Source organism: Streptomyces sp. NBC_00433 (genome assembly GCA_036015235.1).
GTDB lineage: Bacteria > Actinomycetota > Actinomycetes > Streptomycetales > Streptomycetaceae > Actinacidiphila.
Map to the genome: position 1 here is coordinate 1,286,042 of CP107926.1, position 18,114 is coordinate 1,304,155.

The 18,114-nt window shown below is 70.9% G+C and carries 12 protein-coding genes; 10 read left to right on the forward strand and 2 right to left on the reverse strand.

All coding sequences use genetic code 11. The features are described 5' to 3' along the window. Positions 1 to 203 precede the first annotated feature (203 nt). The gene (locus tag OG900_04965) at positions 204 to 407 is read left to right on the forward strand and encodes a cold-shock protein (protein WUH89563.1); all 204 of its coding nucleotides are present in this window, start codon (positions 204 to 206) and stop codon (positions 405 to 407) included. A gap of 253 nt (positions 408 to 660) precedes the next feature. Next, positions 661 to 2,184 (forward strand): DEAD/DEAH box helicase, encoded by a 1,524-nt coding sequence (locus OG900_04970; GenBank protein ID WUH89564.1) that lies wholly within the window; start codon positions 661 to 663, stop codon positions 2,182 to 2,184. A gap of 84 nt (positions 2,185 to 2,268) precedes the next feature. Here the strand turns inward: OG900_04970 and OG900_04975 are convergent, their stop codons facing one another. After that, positions 2,269 to 2,709 (reverse strand): hypothetical protein, encoded by a 441-nt coding sequence (locus tag OG900_04975; protein WUH89565.1) that lies wholly within the window; start codon positions 2,707 to 2,709, stop codon positions 2,269 to 2,271. Positions 2,710 to 2,964: 255 nt separating this feature from the next. Between OG900_04975 and OG900_04980 the strand changes: the two genes are divergently transcribed. Continuing rightward, positions 2,965 to 5,412, forward strand: a complete 2,448-nt coding sequence (locus OG900_04980) for a tetratricopeptide repeat protein (protein WUH89566.1) — start codon at positions 2,965 to 2,967, stop codon at positions 5,410 to 5,412. A gap of 154 nt (positions 5,413 to 5,566) precedes the next feature. On the opposite strand, the gene OG900_04985 is transcribed toward OG900_04980, so the two are convergent. Next, positions 5,567 to 6,460, reverse strand: a complete 894-nt coding sequence (locus tag OG900_04985; GenBank protein ID WUH89567.1) for a LysR substrate-binding domain-containing protein — start codon at positions 6,458 to 6,460, stop codon at positions 5,567 to 5,569. A gap of 109 nt (positions 6,461 to 6,569) precedes the next feature. On the opposite strand from OG900_04985, the gene OG900_04990 reads away from it, so the two are divergent. The 7 genes from OG900_04990 (at position 6,570) to OG900_05020 (ending at position 18,102) form a co-directional block, all read left to right on the forward strand. Continuing rightward, positions 6,570 to 7,550: an FAD-binding oxidoreductase gene (locus OG900_04990; GenBank protein ID WUH89568.1), complete on the forward strand. Its 981-nt coding sequence runs from the start codon at positions 6,570 to 6,572 to the stop codon at positions 7,548 to 7,550. Positions 7,551 to 7,618: 68 nt separating this feature from the next. Then, positions 7,619 to 8,239 carry a hypothetical protein gene (locus OG900_04995; GenBank protein ID WUH89569.1) on the forward strand — a complete coding sequence of 207 codons (621 nt, stop codon included), beginning with the start codon at positions 7,619 to 7,621 and terminating at the stop codon, positions 8,237 to 8,239. Between the two features lie 992 nt (positions 8,240 to 9,231). Continuing rightward, entirely contained in the window at positions 9,232 to 12,273 is a 3,042-nt protein-coding gene (locus tag OG900_05000) for an AMP-binding protein (protein ID WUH89570.1), read from the forward strand. 965 nt (positions 12,274 to 13,238) lie between these two features. After that, complete coding sequence (locus OG900_05005; protein ID WUH89571.1) at positions 13,239 to 14,555, forward strand: extracellular solute-binding protein; 1,317 nt, start codon at positions 13,239 to 13,241, stop codon at positions 14,553 to 14,555. Positions 14,556 to 14,692: 137 nt separating this feature from the next. Next, a complete protein-coding gene (locus OG900_05010) occupies positions 14,693 to 15,583 on the forward strand; it encodes a sugar ABC transporter permease (GenBank protein ID WUH89572.1) in 891 nt (296 codons plus the stop codon). Further along, the gene (locus tag OG900_05015; protein ID WUH89573.1) at positions 15,583 to 16,485 is read left to right on the forward strand and encodes a carbohydrate ABC transporter permease; all 903 of its coding nucleotides are present in this window, start codon (positions 15,583 to 15,585) and stop codon (positions 16,483 to 16,485) included. The genes OG900_05010 and OG900_05015 overlap by 1 nt, the downstream gene beginning before the upstream one ends. Positions 16,486 to 16,602: 117 nt before the next feature. Then, the gene (locus OG900_05020; protein ID WUH89574.1) at positions 16,603 to 18,102 is read left to right on the forward strand and encodes an alpha-L-arabinofuranosidase; all 1,500 of its coding nucleotides are present in this window, start codon (positions 16,603 to 16,605) and stop codon (positions 18,100 to 18,102) included. Positions 18,103 to 18,114: the final 12 nt, after the last annotated feature.

Here is an 18,114-nt window from a genome sequence, read left to right on the forward strand (position 1 = left end):
CGGGCCCACACAATCCGTTGCCGTGTGCTAAGGTCTTCACCAGTTGCAGTTGTGGTTCCCGAAGACTTCAAGTGCCCTCGCTGTCGTGTACGGCGGGAGCACTTTTGTATTTCCGGCGTTCTTCCGGACGGGGTAATCATCGCGGCGACGCGGAGTCCGTACTGTGCGGATTCCGGGCACTGCCCCTGAAGGAGATTTTTCATATGGCATCTGGCACCGTGAAGTGGTTCAACGCGGAAAAGGGCTTCGGCTTCATCGAGCAGGACGGTGGCGGCGCTGACGTCTTCGCCCACTACTCGAACATCGCCGCCTCCGGCTTCCGCGAGCTGCAGGAGGGCCAGAAGGTGAACTTCGACGTCACCCAGGGCCAGAAGGGCCCGCAGGCGGAGAACATCGTTCCCGCCTGACGCTGACGCGTACAGCAGGCCGGGGCCCGCACCTTGGGGTGCGGGCCCCGGCCTGCTGCTTTTGCCAGGCAGTCTCCCTGGCCGCGCCCGGAGGCGCCGTCGCAGCCGCCCGGCGTGTCGGGCATTTTCCCCGGGCACCTCGGGCGTCGGCCCGTTTCTTACCCGCATTTACACCGGTTCGTTGTTGTGCTCCCATTCGCGGCCTGGCGCCGCCCGGGATTCCTCGACGTACCGCATCGAGGGAAGGTTCTCCATGAATCGCACGTCTCGCACGACCGACCGGTCCTCCCGCGGCCGCTCCGCCGGCTCCGACCGCGGCGGCTACCGTGGCCAGACGCCGGGCCGCCGCGGCGGCCCGTCCCGCTCCGGCAGCCACGGAAGCCGCCGACCGGCCGCGCAGCAGGGGGAGTTCGCCCTGCCCGTCACCCTGACGCCCGCCCTGCCCCCGGTGGAGACCTTCGCCGAGCTGGACCTGCCGTCCACGCTGCTGAAGACGCTGGCCACCCAGGGGATGGCCGTGCCGTTCCCGATCCAGGCCGCCACGCTCCCCAACTCCCTGGCAGGGCGCGACGTGCTGGGCCGCGGCCGCACCGGCTCCGGCAAGACGCTGGCGTTCGGGCTGGCGCTGCTCGCCCGCACGGCCGGACAGCGCGCCGAGCCGGGACAACCGCTGGCCCTGGTCCTGGTCCCGACGCGGGAGCTGGCCCAGCAGGTCACCGACGCCCTCACCCCGTACGCCCGCGACCTGCGGCTGCGGCTGACCACGGTTGTCGGCGGCATGTCCATCGGCCGCCAGATCAGTGCCCTGCGGGCGGGCGCCGAGGTCGTCGTGGCGACCCCCGGACGGCTCAAGGACCTCATCGACCGCGGTGCGTGCCGGCTGGACCGGGTCGCCGTCACCGTGCTCGACGAGGCCGACCAGATGGCCGACATGGGATTCATGCCCCAGGTCACGGCGCTGCTGGACCAGGTGCGCCCGGGAGGTCAGCGGATGCTGTTCTCCGCCACGCTGGACCGCAACATCGACCTGCTGGTGCGCCGGTACCTGACGGACCCGGTCGTCCACTCCGTCGACCCCTCCGCGGGCGCGGTCACCACGATGGAGCACCACGTTCTGCACGTGCAGAACGCGGACAAGCAGGCCACGACAACCGAGATCGCGGCCCGCGACGGCCGGGTGCTGATGTTCCTCGACACCAAGCACGCCGTGGACAAACTCACCGCGCACCTGCTCCACAGCGGCGTACGGGCGGCGGCGCTGCACGGCGGCAAGTCGCAGCCGCAGCGCACCCGCACGCTCGAGCAGTTCAAGACCGGTCACGTGACCGTGCTGGTGGCCACCAACGTGGCAGCCCGCGGTATCCACGTCGACGACCTCGACCTGGTCGTCAACGTCGATCCGCCCAGCGACCACAAGGACTATCTGCACCGCGGCGGACGCACCGCGCGGGCCGGCGAGTCCGGCCGCGTGGTCACCCTGGTCCTTCCCAACCAGCGCCGGGAGATGACCCGGCTGATGGCCACCGCCGGCATCACCCCGCAGAGCGCGCAGACCCACTCCGGCCACGCCGAACTGGCGCGCATCACCGGTGCCCGCACCCCCTCCGGTGTGCCGGTCACCATCACCGCACCGGTCGTGGAACGCAGCAGGCGCAGCACGTCCGCCTCCTCGCGGGGCCGGCGCAGCCGCCCGTCGCAGGCCCGGCGCTCCACCCGGTCCGCCCTGGCGCCGGCGGGCACCCCCCAGCGCGGCTCCGCCCTCAGCCCGGCAGCGTGAACCCCGCCGGTACCGCCCTTCCCGGCGTGCGGAGATGACACCTCCGTCCGGTGGCCGCTGTCGTGCGAAGGGCGCTTACCGGCTTCAGCTGTAAGTCAGCGAGGTGAGGGAGCAGTAGCGGACGTACGGGCCCGGGTAGACGTACATGTCCTGGCAGTTGCCGTTCGCGCTGATGGTCGAGGTGCCCGCGGTGATGCTGTAGCGGTAGCCCTCCCAGTAGGGGGTCTTGGGATCGTTCTCGCAGAAGCCGGTGTTGATCGCGAGAGACGTGGCGGAGGCGGGGATGTAGACGGTGAAGTACTTGACGCCGCCGGACGCGTAGCTCGATCCGTCGGGGTAGTACCAGCCGGAGCCGTTGTCCACGCTCATGCCGTACGGCAGGCCCGCGGAGCAGCTGAGGGCCACCTGGAGCGTGCGCATGGTGTCGGCCGAGGCCGCCTGCGGTGCGGCGACCGCGATGAACAGCACGGAGGCGGCCGCCGACAAGACGGCGACGAGTCTCCTGCGCAGACGTCCTGAGATCATGGGTGCACCACTGTCCTTCCAGGTGTCCTCTCGCGCGTCGGGGACCCGCGTCCCGGACGGCGGCGGCGGCACACTGCGGCCGTGCGGCCCATGGTGGCTGGCGGCCGCCGCGGGCACCTCGGATTCCGTGCACCGCCGGACACCGCCGGACGCCACCGGAAACCGGCGTACGCCCTTCGCCGGTGCCCACCCGCTGTTAAGCTGCGATCACGCCATCAGTGTCCGATCCCGTACTCACCGGAGAACGATGCGACGATGGAACGCGGCGTACAGCAGACAGTGCCGGAACCCCCCGATTCGCCGGCCGCGGCCGCGGCGGCGGTGCGGACGCTGGAGGAACTGGCCGCGCTGCTGCGCGATCTGCGGCGCCGGCACGCGCGCAGCCGCCGGGACAGCACCCTGACCTACCGCGAGCTGGCCACGATGACCGGGTGGTCCCGGACGGCGATCGCCGAATACTTCACCGCCCGCACCCTGCCACCGACCGAGCGCTTCGACGCACTGCTCGACGTGCTGGGCGCCACACCGGCCGAGCACCGCGCGCTGGCCACCGCCCGCGACCGGATCGAGGAGGCCAACCGCCGCTCCAGGGGGGCCGGGAGCGCGCATCGCACACCTGCCGCTCCCCCGGCCGGCCGGCCGTCCGCACGGCCGCGGGAGGAGCCGACGCCGCGCCAACTACCCGCCGGATCGGGCATGTTCACCGGTCGCACCCGCGAACTTGCCTGCCTGGACGCCGCTCTTGCCGAGCAGTCGAAGGCCGACGGCACACCGGTGATCTGCACGATCGGCGGGATGGGCGGCATCGGCAAGACCTGGCTGGCCCTGCACTGGGCCCACGGACGCCTGGACCGGTTTCCTGACGGCCAGTTGTACGTCGACCTGCGCGGGTTCGACCCCACCGGCCGGCCCCTGGACCCGGCGGCCGCGCTGCGCGGCTTCCTGGCCGCCCTGGGCGTGGCGCCGACCGCGATCCCGCCGGAACAGGAGGCCCAGGCCGCGCTGTACCGCAGCATCACGGCCAACAGGCGAATGCTGCTCGTGCTGGACAACGCGCGCGACACCGCCCAGGTCGTCCCCCTGCTGCCGGGCGGTGCGGCATGCTCGGTGCTGGTCACCAGCCGCAGGCAGCTGACGGGACTGATCACCGCGCACGGCGCTCGTCCCCTGCCCCTCGACGTGCTGCCCGAGGACGAGGCACGCCAGTTGCTCGCCCGCCACCTCGGCCCCGGCCGGCTGCACCTGGAACCGGAGGCGGCAGCCACCGTGCTGACCTGCTGCGCCGGGCTGCCGCTGGCGCTGGGCATCGCCGCCGCCTGCGCCGTCACCCACCCCGGCCCGTCGCTGACGGCGCTGGCCACCGAGCTGGGCGACACCGCCCATCGGCTCGACGCCCTGGACGGCGGAGAGCCGCAGGCCGACCTGCGCGCCGTACTGTCCTGGTCCCGCCACGCGCTGTCCCCGGATGCCGCCGATGTGCTGGGCCTCCTGGCGATCGCTCCCGGGCCCGACATCACGGCGGCCGCGGCCGCGAGCCTGCTCGCCCTGCCGCCCGCGGCGACCCGCGCCCTGCTGCGCGAGCTGGACCGCGCCCACCTGATACAGCTGCACGCCCCCGGCCGCTACCGCATGCACGACCTGCTCAGGCTGCACGCCGCCGAAAACGCCCGCGACCACCACACTCCGGCGGACCGACAGGCGGCACTGCGCCGGGTGGTGGACTTCTACGCGGTCACCGCTCGGGCGGGCGCCCGATTACTCGCGCCGCACCAACCCGCACCGCGGTCGGGCGAATCCGCGCCGGACCGCGTACCGCACCCGCTGCGGGACGCGGCGTCGGCGATGAGCTGGTTCGATGCCGAGCACACCAACCTGCTGGCCGCCCAGCAGGTGGCCCGCGGCCACGGCTGGGACGCCCAGGTCTGCGACCTGGCCTGGGCGCTGGACCCCTACAACCGCCGACGCGGACACCTGGAGGCGCAGGCCGACTCCTGGCAGCGGGCCGTTGCCGGCGCCCAGCACCTCGACGACCCCGCACTCCGCGCCCAGGCCCACCAGATGCTCGGTGACGCCCACGCCCAGCTCGGCAGGACCGCCGACGCCCTGCGGCACCTGGCTCAGGCCCTCGACCTGGCCGAGCTCTCCGGCGACGTCGCGGCTCAGGGCGAGATCCACCACAGCCTCGGCGGCGCCTGGGAGCGGCACAGCGACGACCGCCGCGCGCTGCAGCACGCCCAGCGCGCGCTGACGATCTTCCGTGCGCAGGGCGACACCTACCGGCAGGCCCGCGCGCTCAACGGTGTGGGCTGGCTGCAGACCCGGCTCGGCGACTACACCGAAGCACGGGCCAACTGCCGGGCCGCCCTCACCCTGCTGCGCCAGCACCCCTCCGACCACCGCCAGCTCGGCGAGTCCAGCACCCTCGACAGCCTCGGCCACATCGCCCGCTGCCTCGACGAACACGACCGCGCCCTCGACTACTACCGCCAGGCCCTGGCCATCTGCCGCACGCAGGGCCACAGCCACCTCGAAGCCGACGTCCTGCGCCACATCGCCGAGATCCTCCTCGCACAACGCCGCCCCGGCCGGGCCCGCGACACCTGGCAGCAGGCCCGCGAGCTCCTCACCGCCCAGCACCGGCTCAACGACGCCGAGCACGTCCAGCGGCAACTGGACAGCCTCGGTCAACCGCCGGTCGCCTAGGGTCTGTCGTCTGGATCTCCGCGGCGTCGCGATTTCCTCAAGCTCAGTCCTGACGGGCAGTCAGGCGAACGAAGGTTCGCCCGACCCCTTCCGGGCGCAGCCGTCCGGTGGCGCGTCACGGCACGGTCGGCGCCGGACCCGGACCCCCGCCCGGCTACCGGTCGGCCGCCGGGCCGGGCAGCGTGTCGACGAGCCGCAGCAGCTCCCGCAGGGCCGGGCTTGCGGCACGCGGCTGGTGGGCCAGGGCGAGATCCACGGTGGGCATGGGTGCGGTCACATGCTTGAACCGCACCCCGGGGATCCGCAGCGCACGCGCCCGCCCCTCCGGCACGGGGGCGATTCCGGCGCCGGCTGCCACGCTGAGGAGGAGCTGCTCGTCGTCGGGTTCCTCCCGCACGATGCGCGCGCCGTCGGGCCACAGCTGGCGGGTGATCCGGTCATGCATTCCGGGGGCGTTCTCGCGAGGCCAAAGGATCACGGGCTCGGCGGCGATGCGCTCGCGGGTGACCCTGCGTTCCCTGGCGAGGGGATGGCCGGCGGGTACGGCCAGGAGGAGTTCCTCGCGGGCGATGTGCCGGCACTCCACCTCCGCGGTGTCCAGCGGAGGGCGTACGAAGGCCGCGTCCAGCCTCCCGGCCAGCAGTTCGGCGACGTTGCGCGCCGACCACCCGGTCCGCACGACGAGATCCACCTCCGGGTGATGCGCGCGGAAGGCGGCGATGAGGGCGTCGACGGGGCCGCCGCGCGCCGACCGGGTGAGAGCCAGGCGCAGTTGCCCCTGCCGTCCGCCGGCCGCCGCCCGGATGCGTTCCTGCGACGCGGCGGCGTGGGCCAGCAGCGCGTCGGCCTCGCGGGCCACCACCTCGCCGACGGCGGTCAGCCGGCAGCCGCGGTGGTGCCGTTCGATCAGCGGGGCGCCGACCTCGCGTTCCAGTGCCCTGATCTGCTGGCTCAGGGCGGGCTGGGCGATGTGCAGCCGTTCCGCGGCCCGCGTGAAGTTCAACTCCTCGGCCAGCGCCAGGAAGTACCGCAGCCGCCGCAAGTCCATCTTGCGACTATAAGCGCGTCTTATGGAGTTGGGCAGAACTGGTCTTGGACAGCGCGTCAACTCCCCGCCGACAGTGGGACGCACACAGCCCGGCGGTCAAGGAGGAGGCATGGGCGACATGTTCGACGCGGTCGTCATCGGCGCCGGAGTCATCGGCCTCACCAGCGCGCTGCGCCTCCAGGAGGCGGGCGCCCGGGTCGCCGTGGTCACGGCGGAGCCGTCGGCCGAGACGACGTCCTCGGTGGCGGCGGCCGTCTGGTACCCGACCCGCACGGCGTTCGAGGACCGCGTCCTTGGCTGGGCCACCCGGACCTACGACGAGTTCGCCCGCGAGGCGGCGGACGGTGTGCCCGGCGTGGTGATGCGCCCGACCCGCATGCTGCTGCGCGGCGCGGCATCCGGCCCTCCCTGGTGGGCCGCGGCCGTCCCCGACTTCCGTGCCCTGGGGAGGGAGGACGTACGCGCCCCCTTCGCCGCGGGCTGGGCTTTCACCGTTCCGTCCGTGGAGATGTCCCGCTACCTCCCGTGGCTCCAGGGGCGTTTCACCGGAGCGGGCGGCACCCTGATCCGACGCCGTATGGACGCCCTTGAGCAGGCTGGCGTGTGGGCTTCCACGGTGGTGAACGCCTCCGGCCTGGGCGCTCGCACCCTGTGCGGCGACACCGACGTGCGGCCTGTGCGGGGGCAGTTGGTCCTCGTGGCGAACCGGGGCCTGGACACGTCCGTGCGCGACGAGGACAACACCGACGGCTACACCTACGTCCATCCGCGCAGCACGGACATCGTCCTCGGCGGCAGCTTCGAGGTGGGCGAGTGGGACACCGCCGCGTCCCCGGCCGTCGCGGCCGCCATCCTGCGCCGCTGCACCGAGCTGCTGCCCGAGCTCGCGGGCGCCCCTGTGATCGGCCACCAGGTCGGTCTCAGGCCCCACCGCAACGGCGGCGTCCGTCTGGAGACCGACCTGCGCCCTCCGGGCAGGGTGAAGCGGATGGTCCACAACTACGGCCACGGAGGCGCCGGCGTCACCCTGGCGTGGGGCTGCGCGGACGCCGTCGCGGCCCTGATCGCCGGGGCCGCCGGCCCAGAGTGAGCCGCCGCCGGCAACTCCCGCTCGTACTTCTCCCGCCGCTCTCGTTCCCGAGGATTGGGTGTGCGCTGATGGATACGGATCCCGTGCCGGATGTGGACTCCGCCGGACCCGCGGAGATCAGTACGTCCACCACCGCGGCCCCGGCCAAAGGGCTGGAAGGCCCGGTCACGCCCGGGAGACCGTTCCTGCCACCGGGCAAGTGGTACGCCCGCTCCGCGCTGACCTGCCTTTTCGTCGTCGGCCTGCTCTTCCGCGCACTGAAAGGCGACCGGTCCCTCGCCGAGCTGTGGGCCCTCGCCTTCCCGGTCTTCCTGGTCGGCTGCGCCGTCGTCCGCGGCACGTGGCGGGCCACGGCGACGTGGTGGCTGCTGCACCGCCACGGCGTGACCACCGTCGCCACCTACGCGGGCTACGAGCCCGGTGAGGACGGCAACTCGCCCGGCACCAGGATCTACCACTTCACCGCCCTCTCCGGCACCACCCACGAAATCCGCCGCAGCGGTTTCGAGTCGGGGCCCTTCGAGGCGGGGATCTCCTACGACCCCGCCAGGCCCGACCTCGCGAGAGGCCCGGCCCAGCCGTGGGCGAGAACCCTCATCCTGCTGGCCCACCTCCTCACCGGCGTGCCGGTCACGCTCCTCACGGTGGCCTACCTGCTGTGGTATTTCACCACCGCCCCGCGCGCCTAGGCCTGGCCGTGCATCGGGAGCGTGGTGGGCCCCTTCGGCCGGGGCGTGGAGGGCCGGCGGCAGGCAGCTGTCGTGCCGGGCACACCGGGGATGCGCTCCCGTACGGCCTGCGGCAGTCGTGCAACTGCGATGTTGTCGGTGAGGCCGGTCGGCAGGAGCGGCTCGGATACGGCTCATTCCTCGAAATCCGGCAGAAGCGCAGTTGCCCGCAGGTGTGGAAATGCAGGAACACGGGGCGCGGAGTACAGGAATACGAGAAAGAGCACGGGCTGGTATCAGCCGGCCGCAGGAGGCAAGAAAATACAGGCCGGGAGGGCGACCTGAGGGAAAGGGACCACTTGGCCGCGAGGGCGGTTAAGGGACAACCCGACAGGAGCGCTTGTGCGGAGCTGTCGTTCTGGGCTGCCAACACCCTTCTTGGTTACGATAGTTGACGAATCGTCGGTCATGCTAGCCGCGGCCGTCGCAATCCGTCAATACGGGGAATTTGGGGCCTGTGTGATGGATCGGCACGGCAGAGATGGATGAGGTATTTGCGGTCCTCCCGGACGGGGGCTTGACAGCGCAGAATTCAGCGATGAAAGTTCGGAGTGGGAATACGGCACACCCTCGCCGACAGTTCCGCCTCCCATTGATCCAGACCATCGGCCGACGCAGGCCGGTCGATAAATACCGTCGGGGACGAGACCTTCACCGGTTCACCGGTTCCGGCGCCTGCCGCTGTTCCCGCCGGCTACGCCGTTCCCGGTAAACCGGGAGCGGGCAAAGCTGGAAACGCGGACGGGGTTCGGGGTTCGGTCGCCCGACGCAGGCCGACTCGACGCGTCCTGGGCAGGAGCGGGAGCGGCCGCCCCCGATTCCCCCTGGGCGGTCGGCCTGCTCGCGGCCACCTTGGCCGTCGCACGGGCCGAGCCCGTCGGCGGCGGCGAAAGGAGCGGACGGCGGTTGAGGCGGGACGACATGACGACAGGTCGACACGAAGGAGGAACGCCGTGACCGGCAAGGACATCCGGGCCCGGCTCGCCGCTGACCCCGAGTTGGGGGCGGGCAACGTGCTGTCCGCGCTGCTGGCTCTCGGGGCCGACCCGGCGGGCCCCGGCGCGGCCTTCGACACCCCCGTTGACGGCCGCCCCGCCGGCCGTCCGCTGACGCTCGGCGAGCTGCGCGAGCGGGTCGCCGCTCGGGCGGCCTGGTGGCACGCGCACGGCGTCGGCCCGCGCGACCCGGTGGCGGTGTACGTGTCGGGGGCCGCGGACTGCCTGCTGACCTTCCTGGCCCTGACCTGGCTCGGGGCGATTCCCGCGCTGATGGACCGGTCCCTGACGGGCGACGCCGCCGCCGAGTACGTACGGCGGCTGCGCCCGGTGGCACTGGTGACCGACCCCGGGCACCGCGCCCTGCTGGCCGACTACGACCTGGGGGGCGTCGCCCTGCACGCGGAAGCGGCGGACACCGGCACCGCGGACCCGGCGGACGCGCCCGCGCACTACCGCCACCACGCCGACGACCCGGTGGCCGTCACCCACTCCGCGGACACCACCCGGGTGCCCGCGGCCGTGGTGCACTCCCACGCCGGCCTCTTCGCGGCCATGCGGCTTTTCCAGCTGACGGCCCCGCCCGCCCAGGGCGCCGAGCGGATGCTCGGCGCGCTGCCCGCCGCCCACGCGGCCGGCGTCCAGGCGCTGAACATGGCGCTGTGCCTGCGCAGCGACCCGCTGTTCCTGTCCGCGCCGAACGACGGCCCCGCGGTGGTGGCCGCGATCGAGCACTGGAAGCCCGGTGGGGTCCTCGGCTCCGGCGCCACCTGGGCGCAGCTGGCCGGGATGGACCTGACGGCGCACGACCTCGGCTCCGTGTCGCTGTGGTGGAACACCGGGGACTGCGTGCCCGAGCCGTACATCCGCAAGCTGGTCGCGGTCGGCTCGCACGAGACCGTCACCCGCGAGGGCGTCCGCCGTACCGCCGGCTCCAGCTTCCTGGACGGCATGGGCTCCACGGAGGCGGGCCACCCCGTCTTCCACATCACCCACACCCGCACGACCGAGAAATACGGGCGATGCGTCGGCGTCCCGCACGGCTTCGCCGAGGTGGCACTGCTCGACCTGGCGACGGGCCGGGAGGTCCCGGTCGGCGAGGTCGGCCACCTGGGCGTGCGGGGACCGGCCCTGGCGCCAGGCCACTGGAACGACTCGGCGGCGACGTACCGCAGCCGGCGGGACGGCTACCACCTCACCGGCGACCTGATGTACCGGGACGAGGCGGGTTTCTATTACCACGTCGACCGGGCGGCGGACGCGGTGCCGCTGGGCGGCGGGGAGTGGCTGTACGCGGCGATGTCGGAGGAGCGCGTCCTCGTCGCGTGTCCCGAGGTGCACGACTGCACGGTGGTCTCCGACCGGGTCCACGGCGAGGTCGTCACCGACGTCCTGCTCGCCCTGCACGCGGGCGCCGACCGGCGGACCGACCGTACGGGCGCGGTCCGCGCCGCCCTGACGTCCGCCGCAGCGGCGACGCTGCGCAGGGTCGTCGTGGTCGACGACGCGGACCTGGCCGCCGGCCTGGTGCACAAGTCCCTGACGCGCGAGCGGCATCGCGCGCGGACGGCGGGTGCTGACGCGAGGGCCGCGGAGGGGCCGCCGGTGCCGCCGCTCGCCGAACAGGTGGCCGTCGGCTTCACCGGGGACGGCGAGGGCGAGGGCGAGATGTCCTGGGGCATGTGGGAGATATGGGGTGCGATGTGCCGGCAGGAGTCCGGACTGCCGATCGGGGGGCGGGCACCGCTGGAGGCCGGCAGGACGCTCGCCGACATCGCGGAGGAGCTGCGCTACCTGATGGGCCGCTTCCCTGCCATGCGCACCCGGCTGCGCTTCGACGCCACGGGACGGCCCCGGCAGCGCCTCTTCGCCGCCGGCGAGACCGCCCTTGAGGTCTACGACGCCGACCCGGACGCCGACCCGGACGAGGTCGCCGCGGCGGTCGAGGCGCACTACCGGCGCACCCCCTTCGACTACGCGAACGCCTGGCCGGTCCGTATGGCGGTGGTGCGGCAGCACGGCAGGCCGGTGCAGCAGGTGACCATCCTGCACCACCTGGTGATGGACGGGCGCGGCGGTGCGATCATGCTCCGCGACGTGGGGAAGCGCGAGACCGCGCCGGCCACCGGTATGCAGCAACTCGAACAGGCGCGCTGGCAGCGGTCGTCCGCCGGGCAGCGGCAGAGCGAGCGGACGCTGCGGTTCTTCGAGAACATCCTGCGGACGGTGTCCGCGGGGCAGTTACCCGGACCCACGGACCCGCGCACGCCGCGGCACTGGATGGCCGAGTTCCGCTCACGGGTGCTGGCCGAGGCCCTGCCGATGATCGCCGCGCGAACGGGCGCCGGGACGCCGGCCGTCCTGCTGGCGCTGTTCGCGCTCGGCCTGCACCGGGCCACCGGCATCAGCCCCGTGGTGGTCCGCCCGGTGATCAGCAACCGCTTCCGGCCGGGCCTCTCGGACGTGGTGTGCCCCGTCTCGCAGTCGGGCATGTGCTCCCTGGACGTCGAGGGAGCCACCGCCACCGAGGTCGTCGAGCTGACCGGGCGGGCCAGCATCTCCGCCTGGAAGTACGCCTATTACCAGCCGGAGGACCTGGACGCGCTGATCGCCCGGCTCTCCCGCGAGCGCGGCGAGGACATCGTCATCGGGACGTACTTCAACGACCGCACCGCGCACGCCCCGGCGCCGGACGCCGCCCGGCAGGTGACCGCCGACGAGCTGGCGGAGCAGCTCCGGGCCGCGCGCGACGACACCGCCTTCGCCTGGACCCGGCGGCAGGACACCTCGTCCGAGCGGTTCTTCGTCTACGCCGACGACGCGCCGGACGGCGGCCTGGTGTTCGACATCCGCATCGACACTCACTACGTCTCGCCCGCCCAGGCCGAGGCCTTCGCCCGGTGCATGGAGGACGCGGCGGTCGAGGCGGCGCTCGAGGACGCGGGCGGCCGCGGGGAACTGCTGGCCGTCGCCGCGCCGCCGGAAAGGCCGGCCCGTTGACCGTGCCGGGTGGCGGCGGCCGATCACCTGTAGGGGACCGCGCCCCAGGGGCGCCTCGCATTCAGCCGTGACCGTCAGGCGGTCACGCCCCCGGTGCTGCGACCGCACGCAATCCCCCACGGCGGAAAGCCTGCGGACCCGCCGCGGGCAGCCGGCACGATGCGCGAATCCGGCGGGCTGCCGCCCGCCGGACGCCCGCACCACCTCATCGAAACATGAGTCAGCACCATACTCGAAACTTTTCGCACAGCCTGCTCGCCGAAGGGGGCTCGCACCAGGCAGGCGGGCAGCGCGGGACCACATCAGGGTCCCAGACCTGTTTGTGTGAGATGTATTGACGTGTGCCGATGGCTCGACCTAAGGTGCCCGAAACGATCGCAAGGCGCACGAAACTTTCGATCCGGAGCGGGAGTTCAGGGCGACATCGGGGAGCGTTCGGCTCCCCATCGGGGGCTTGCGAGGCGTAAAAGGGGAGGCGAGCACGCATTCCCAGGCGACCCGAAGCGGGAGAATATGCTGAATGTTAACGCTAACCAGGCAAACCATGCGCTGAACCACGGCTTCCGGATTCCCGCCGCATTCGAAGAGTGCCCGCCCCCGCCGTAATCGGACTCCGTATCGCCACCCCGCAACACCCCGCTCATGGTGCGGTATACATTTGCGCTCACCCTCAGCAAAACGGCCGCCCTTCGCCTGCTTACCGAACGAACCTCCTCGTCGGCGATGACACGCCGCGTGCCGTCGCCGCCGCTCGTCGCGCACCGCGCGACGGACACCGCGGCGCGGCGGCTGCCGTTGGGCGACGGTTCGTTCGGGGGCTCCCCGGCCCGCCGTACCAGCCTGCGGCCGGACGACCAGATCAGCACGTGCACGAGACCTTCGGTGCCCACCAGGCCATCGCCGTTGCACAAACCCCACCAATCCCACTCATTGCGACAGTGACGACAGATCAGGGAGATTCCACGATGACGAGGAAGATTCGCAGCGCAACAGCTGTGGGGATCGGCTTGGGCATCGCGCTTGCAGCCACCGCCTGCGCCGGCGGCAGCGACGACAGCAGCACCAGCAGCGACAACGGCGGCAGCGGTTCGTCGGGCGGCAAGGTCACGGTGACCGTCTGGGAGAACGCGCAGCCCGGACCCGGCGCGGAATACTGGAAGACCGCTGCGGCGACGTACCACGCGCAGCACCCGAACGTCACGATCAAGATCCAGTACGTCCAGAACGAGGACCTCGACGGCAAGCTGCAGACCGCGCTCAACTCGAACTCCGCGCCGGACGTCTTCCTGCAGCGCGGCGGCGGCAAGATGCAGGCCATGGTCAACGCCGGCCAGCTCCAGACGCTGAACCTGACCGACACCGACAAGGCGAACGTCGGCGCGGCCGCTCTCGCGGGCGACACGATCGACGGCAAGATCTACGCGATGCCGCTCGACACGGCGCCTGAGGGCATCTACTACAGCAAGGACCTGTTCAAGCAGGCCGGCATCACCGCCACGCCGACCACGATGGACGAGCTCACGGCGGATGTCGCGAAGCTGAAGGCGATCAAGGTCGCGCCGATCGCGGTGGGTGCCAAGGACGCCTGGCCGGCCGCGCACTGGTACTACAACTTCGCCTTGCGCGAGTGCAGCCAGGACACCATGACCGAGGCCGGCAAGTCGCTCAAGTTCGACGATCCGTGCTGGACCAAGGCGGGTGACGACCTGGCCTCCTTCCTGAAGATCAGCCCCTTCCAGAACGGATTCCTGACGGCCCCCGCGCAGCAGGGCGCCGGGTCCTCGGCAGGCCTGCTGGCGAACCACAAGGCCGCCATGGAGCTCATGGGCAACTGGGACCCCGGAGTGATCGGCACCCTGACCCCGGACCAGAAGCCCCTCCCCGACCTGGCCTGGTTCCCCTTCCCGGCCGTGGCCGGCGGCAAGGGCGACCCGAGCGCCATCATGGGCGGCAGCGGCGGATACTCGCTGTCCAAGAACGCGCCGAAGGAGGCCTTCAACTTCCTCCAGTTCCTGGTGACCAAGGAACAGCAGGAGGGCTACGCCAAGGGCTTCTTCACGATCCCGGTGAACCCGGCCGCCCAGTCGGTCGTCACCGACTCCTACAACATCTCGGCGCTGCAGGCCTTCAACAAGGCCGCGTACTCCATGCAGTTCCTTGACACCGAGTACGGCCAGAACGTCGGCAACGCCCTGAACACGGCCGTCGTGAACCTGCTCGCCGGCAAGGGTTCCGCGGCCGACATCGTCAAGGACACGAACAAGGCTGCCGAGAGGGGCTGAGTAAGAAGCCCATGAGCGACACCCTGGGTACTGACGCGGCCATCGGCCGCCAGTCGCAGGGCACGTCTCGGGTCGGGGGCGCCGCCACGCCCCCGACCTCGCCGCGAGCGGCTTCACGCCGCCGCGGCCGTGCCAAGATGCGACTCGAGATCGCCCTCCTGTCCGGACCGGCGATCCTCATGTTCCTGGCTTTCGTGATCTTTCCGGTCGCGCTCGCCGCGTACTACGGCTTCTACCGCTGGCACGGCTACGGAGCACCCACCGACTGGGTCGGCCTGAACAACTACAAGCTGATCCTCACCGACCCCGCGTTCCAGCAGGTCCTGAAGCACAGCTTCATGATCATGGGACTGTCCCTGGTCATCCAGGGGCCGCTGGCGATCATCCTCGCGCTCCTGCTCAACCAGAAGATCCGCGGCCGCTCGATCATCCGGGTGCTGATCTTCGTGCCTTACATCATCTCCGAGGTCATCGTCGGCACCGGCTGGAGCCTGATGCTCCAGGGCGACGGCGCCATGAACGGCCTGCTGCGGCAGATCGGCCTGGGCTCCCTGCAAGCAGACTGGCTCTCCGACCCGAAGCTGGCCATCTGGACGCTGATGGCCATCATCTCGTGGAAGTACGTCGGCTTCGCGGTGATCCTGATGCTCGCCGGCCTCCAGTCGATCCCCGAGGAGCTCTTCGAGGCCGCCCAGATCGACGGCGCCTCCTACTGGCAGATACAGCGCCGCATCACGCTGCCGCTGCTGGGACCGACGATCCGCATCTGGGCGTTCCTGTCGATCATCGGCTCCCTGCAGCTGTTCGACCTCGTCTACATCATCTGGGGCCAGTACGTCTCGGGCACCGCCGGCACCTCGACCATGGCGATCTACATGCTCGCCCAGGGCCGCAACGCGGGCAACTACGGCTACGGGAGCGCCATCGCGGTCGTGATGTTCCTGATATCGCTTATCGTGGCGCTGATCTACCAGCGCTTCGTCCTGCGCCGTGACCTACGGGGAGCCGTCACGGAGGGAACCGTCTGATGAGCGCGACCACTGCAAGATCCTGGTTCTCCTCCGCCGCCGGGCCGAACGGCCAGAGCGGTCGTCGGGTCGGTCGTGACGCGCCGCAGAAGTGGGGGAGCCCCTTCACCTACTTCGTCGCGCTGCTGTTCATCGGGGTCTGTATCGCTCCGGTGATCTACATCGTGCTCGGCGGATTCCGCACCAACTCGCAGATCACCACGAGCCCTGCCGGGCTGCCGCACCCCTGGATCACCGCCAACTACATCAACATCCTGAAGTCCACGAGGTTCTGGGGCGAGTTCGCGAACTCCGTCCTGGTCGCGCTGGCGAGCACCGTCGGCATCGTCGTCCTCGGCCTGATGGTGAGCTTCGTGATCGCGCGCTACGACTTCAAGCTCAAAGGCGCGATGTACTCGCTCTTCGCCGCCGGCCTGATGTTCCCGATGGTCATCGCGATCACTCCGCTCTACATCGTCATCAAGGACCTCGGCCTCATCGACAACCTGCTCGGCGTGATCGTCCCGCAGATCGCCTTCGGCCTGCCGACGACTGTCATCATCCTGGTGCCGTTCCTGCGCGCCATACCCAATGAGATCGAGGAGGCCGCCGCGATCGACGGTACGAGCCGACTCGGATTCTTCGTCCGCATGGTGATCCCGCTGTCGGTGCCCGGTGTGGTGACAGTCGCCATCCTCGCTTTCATCGGCAGCTGGAACAACTACGTCCTGCCTCTGTACATCCTCAATTCGCAGGCCAATTTCACCCTGCCACTCGGCGTCCAGGCGTTCTCCTCGCAATACTCCACCGACACGGCGAAGGTCCTCGCGTTCACCTCGCTCGCGATGCTGCCCGCGCTGGTCTTCTTCTCCATTTTCGAGAAACGGATCGTCGGCGGTCTCACGGGCGCTGTGAAGGGCTGATATCCGCTGCAGAACACGCACCCGTTGTGAGCCTGCCCGTGCCGTACCCCGGCAGGGGCAGGCCGCTGAGCGGCCCCTTCGCTCGGCCCGCGCCACCCCCAGACAAGGACCACTGAATTGCCCCGCGCGCACATCACGCTCAACAGGCAGGCGCTCATCGCTCCTGTCCGACGACGCACCTTCGGCTCGTTCGTCGAGCACCTCGGCCGCTGCGTCTACACCGGCCTCTACGAGCCGGGACACCCGACCGCGAACGACGACGGATTCCGCATGGACGTCGTCGAACTCGTCAAGGAGCTCGGCAGCACGACCGTCCGCTACCCGGGCGGAAACTTCGTCTCCGGCTTCCGGTGGGAGGACGCGGTCGGTCCGCGGGAGCAGCGCCCGGTGCGCCGCGACCTCGCGTGGCACGCACTCGAATCGAACCAGGTCGGCCTCGACGAGTTCGCCAGATGGCTCAAGCTCACCGGCTCCGAGCTGATGCTGGCGGTCAACGTCGCCACGCGAGGCATCCTGCCCGCCCTGGACCTGCTCGAGTACGCCAACCACCCGTCCGGCACGGCGCTGTCGGACCTTCGCGTCGCCAACGGCACGCCGGACCCACACGACGTCCGCATGTGGTGTCTCGGCAACGAGATGGACGGACCCTGGCAGACCGGCTTCATGACGGCTGACGACTACGGCAAGATCGCCGCCCGCACCGCCGCCGCGATGAAGATGGCGGACAAGGACCTCGAACTCGTCGTCTGCGGTTCCTCCGGGTCCGGCATGCCGACGTTCGGCGACTGGGAGCGCACGGTACTGGAGCACGCCTACGACCATGTCGACTACGTCTCGTGCCACGCGTACTACCAGGAGCACGACGGCGACCTCGGCTCCTTCCTCGCCTCGGCAACCGACATGGACTACTTCATCGACACCGTCGTCGCGACCGCCAACCACGTGGGGTTCAAGAAGCGCTCGGACAAGAAGATCAACATCTCCTTCGACGAGTGGAACGTCTGGTACCTCAAGGAGCACATGGAGTCGCAGGAGGTCGACACCGAGTGGCGGCACGCTCCTCGGCAACTGGAGGACATATACACGGTGGCGGATGCCGTCGTCGTCGGCAACCTCCTGATGACGCTCCTCAAGCGCAGCGACCGCGTCACCTCGGCGTCGCTCGCACAACTCGTCAACGTGATCGCGCCGATCATGACCGAGCCCGGCGGGCCGGCCTGGCGGCAGACGACCTTCTACCCGTTCTCGATCACCAGCCGGCTCGCGTCCGGCGACGTGATCCGGCCCGTGATCGAGACGCCGGCCTATGAGACGGCGCGGCACGGCGAGGCAGCCGTCGTCGACGCCGTCGCGACCGTCGACGGGGACCGCGCCGCGGTCTTCCTCGTCAACCGCGACCTCGCCGAGGCCGCGCAGGTCACGATCGACGTGCGCGGCCTCGGCTCGTCGCGCGTCGTCGAGGCGGTCACGCTCGCCGACTCCGATGCCTACGCGAAGAACACGCTCGCCGAGCAGGACCGGGTCACCCCGTCCGCGAACACCAGCGCGGCGCTTGCCGACGGGATGCTCACCATCGACCTGCCGCCGGTCTCCTGGACGGCGATCGCCCTCGGCTGAGCGACGGCACGC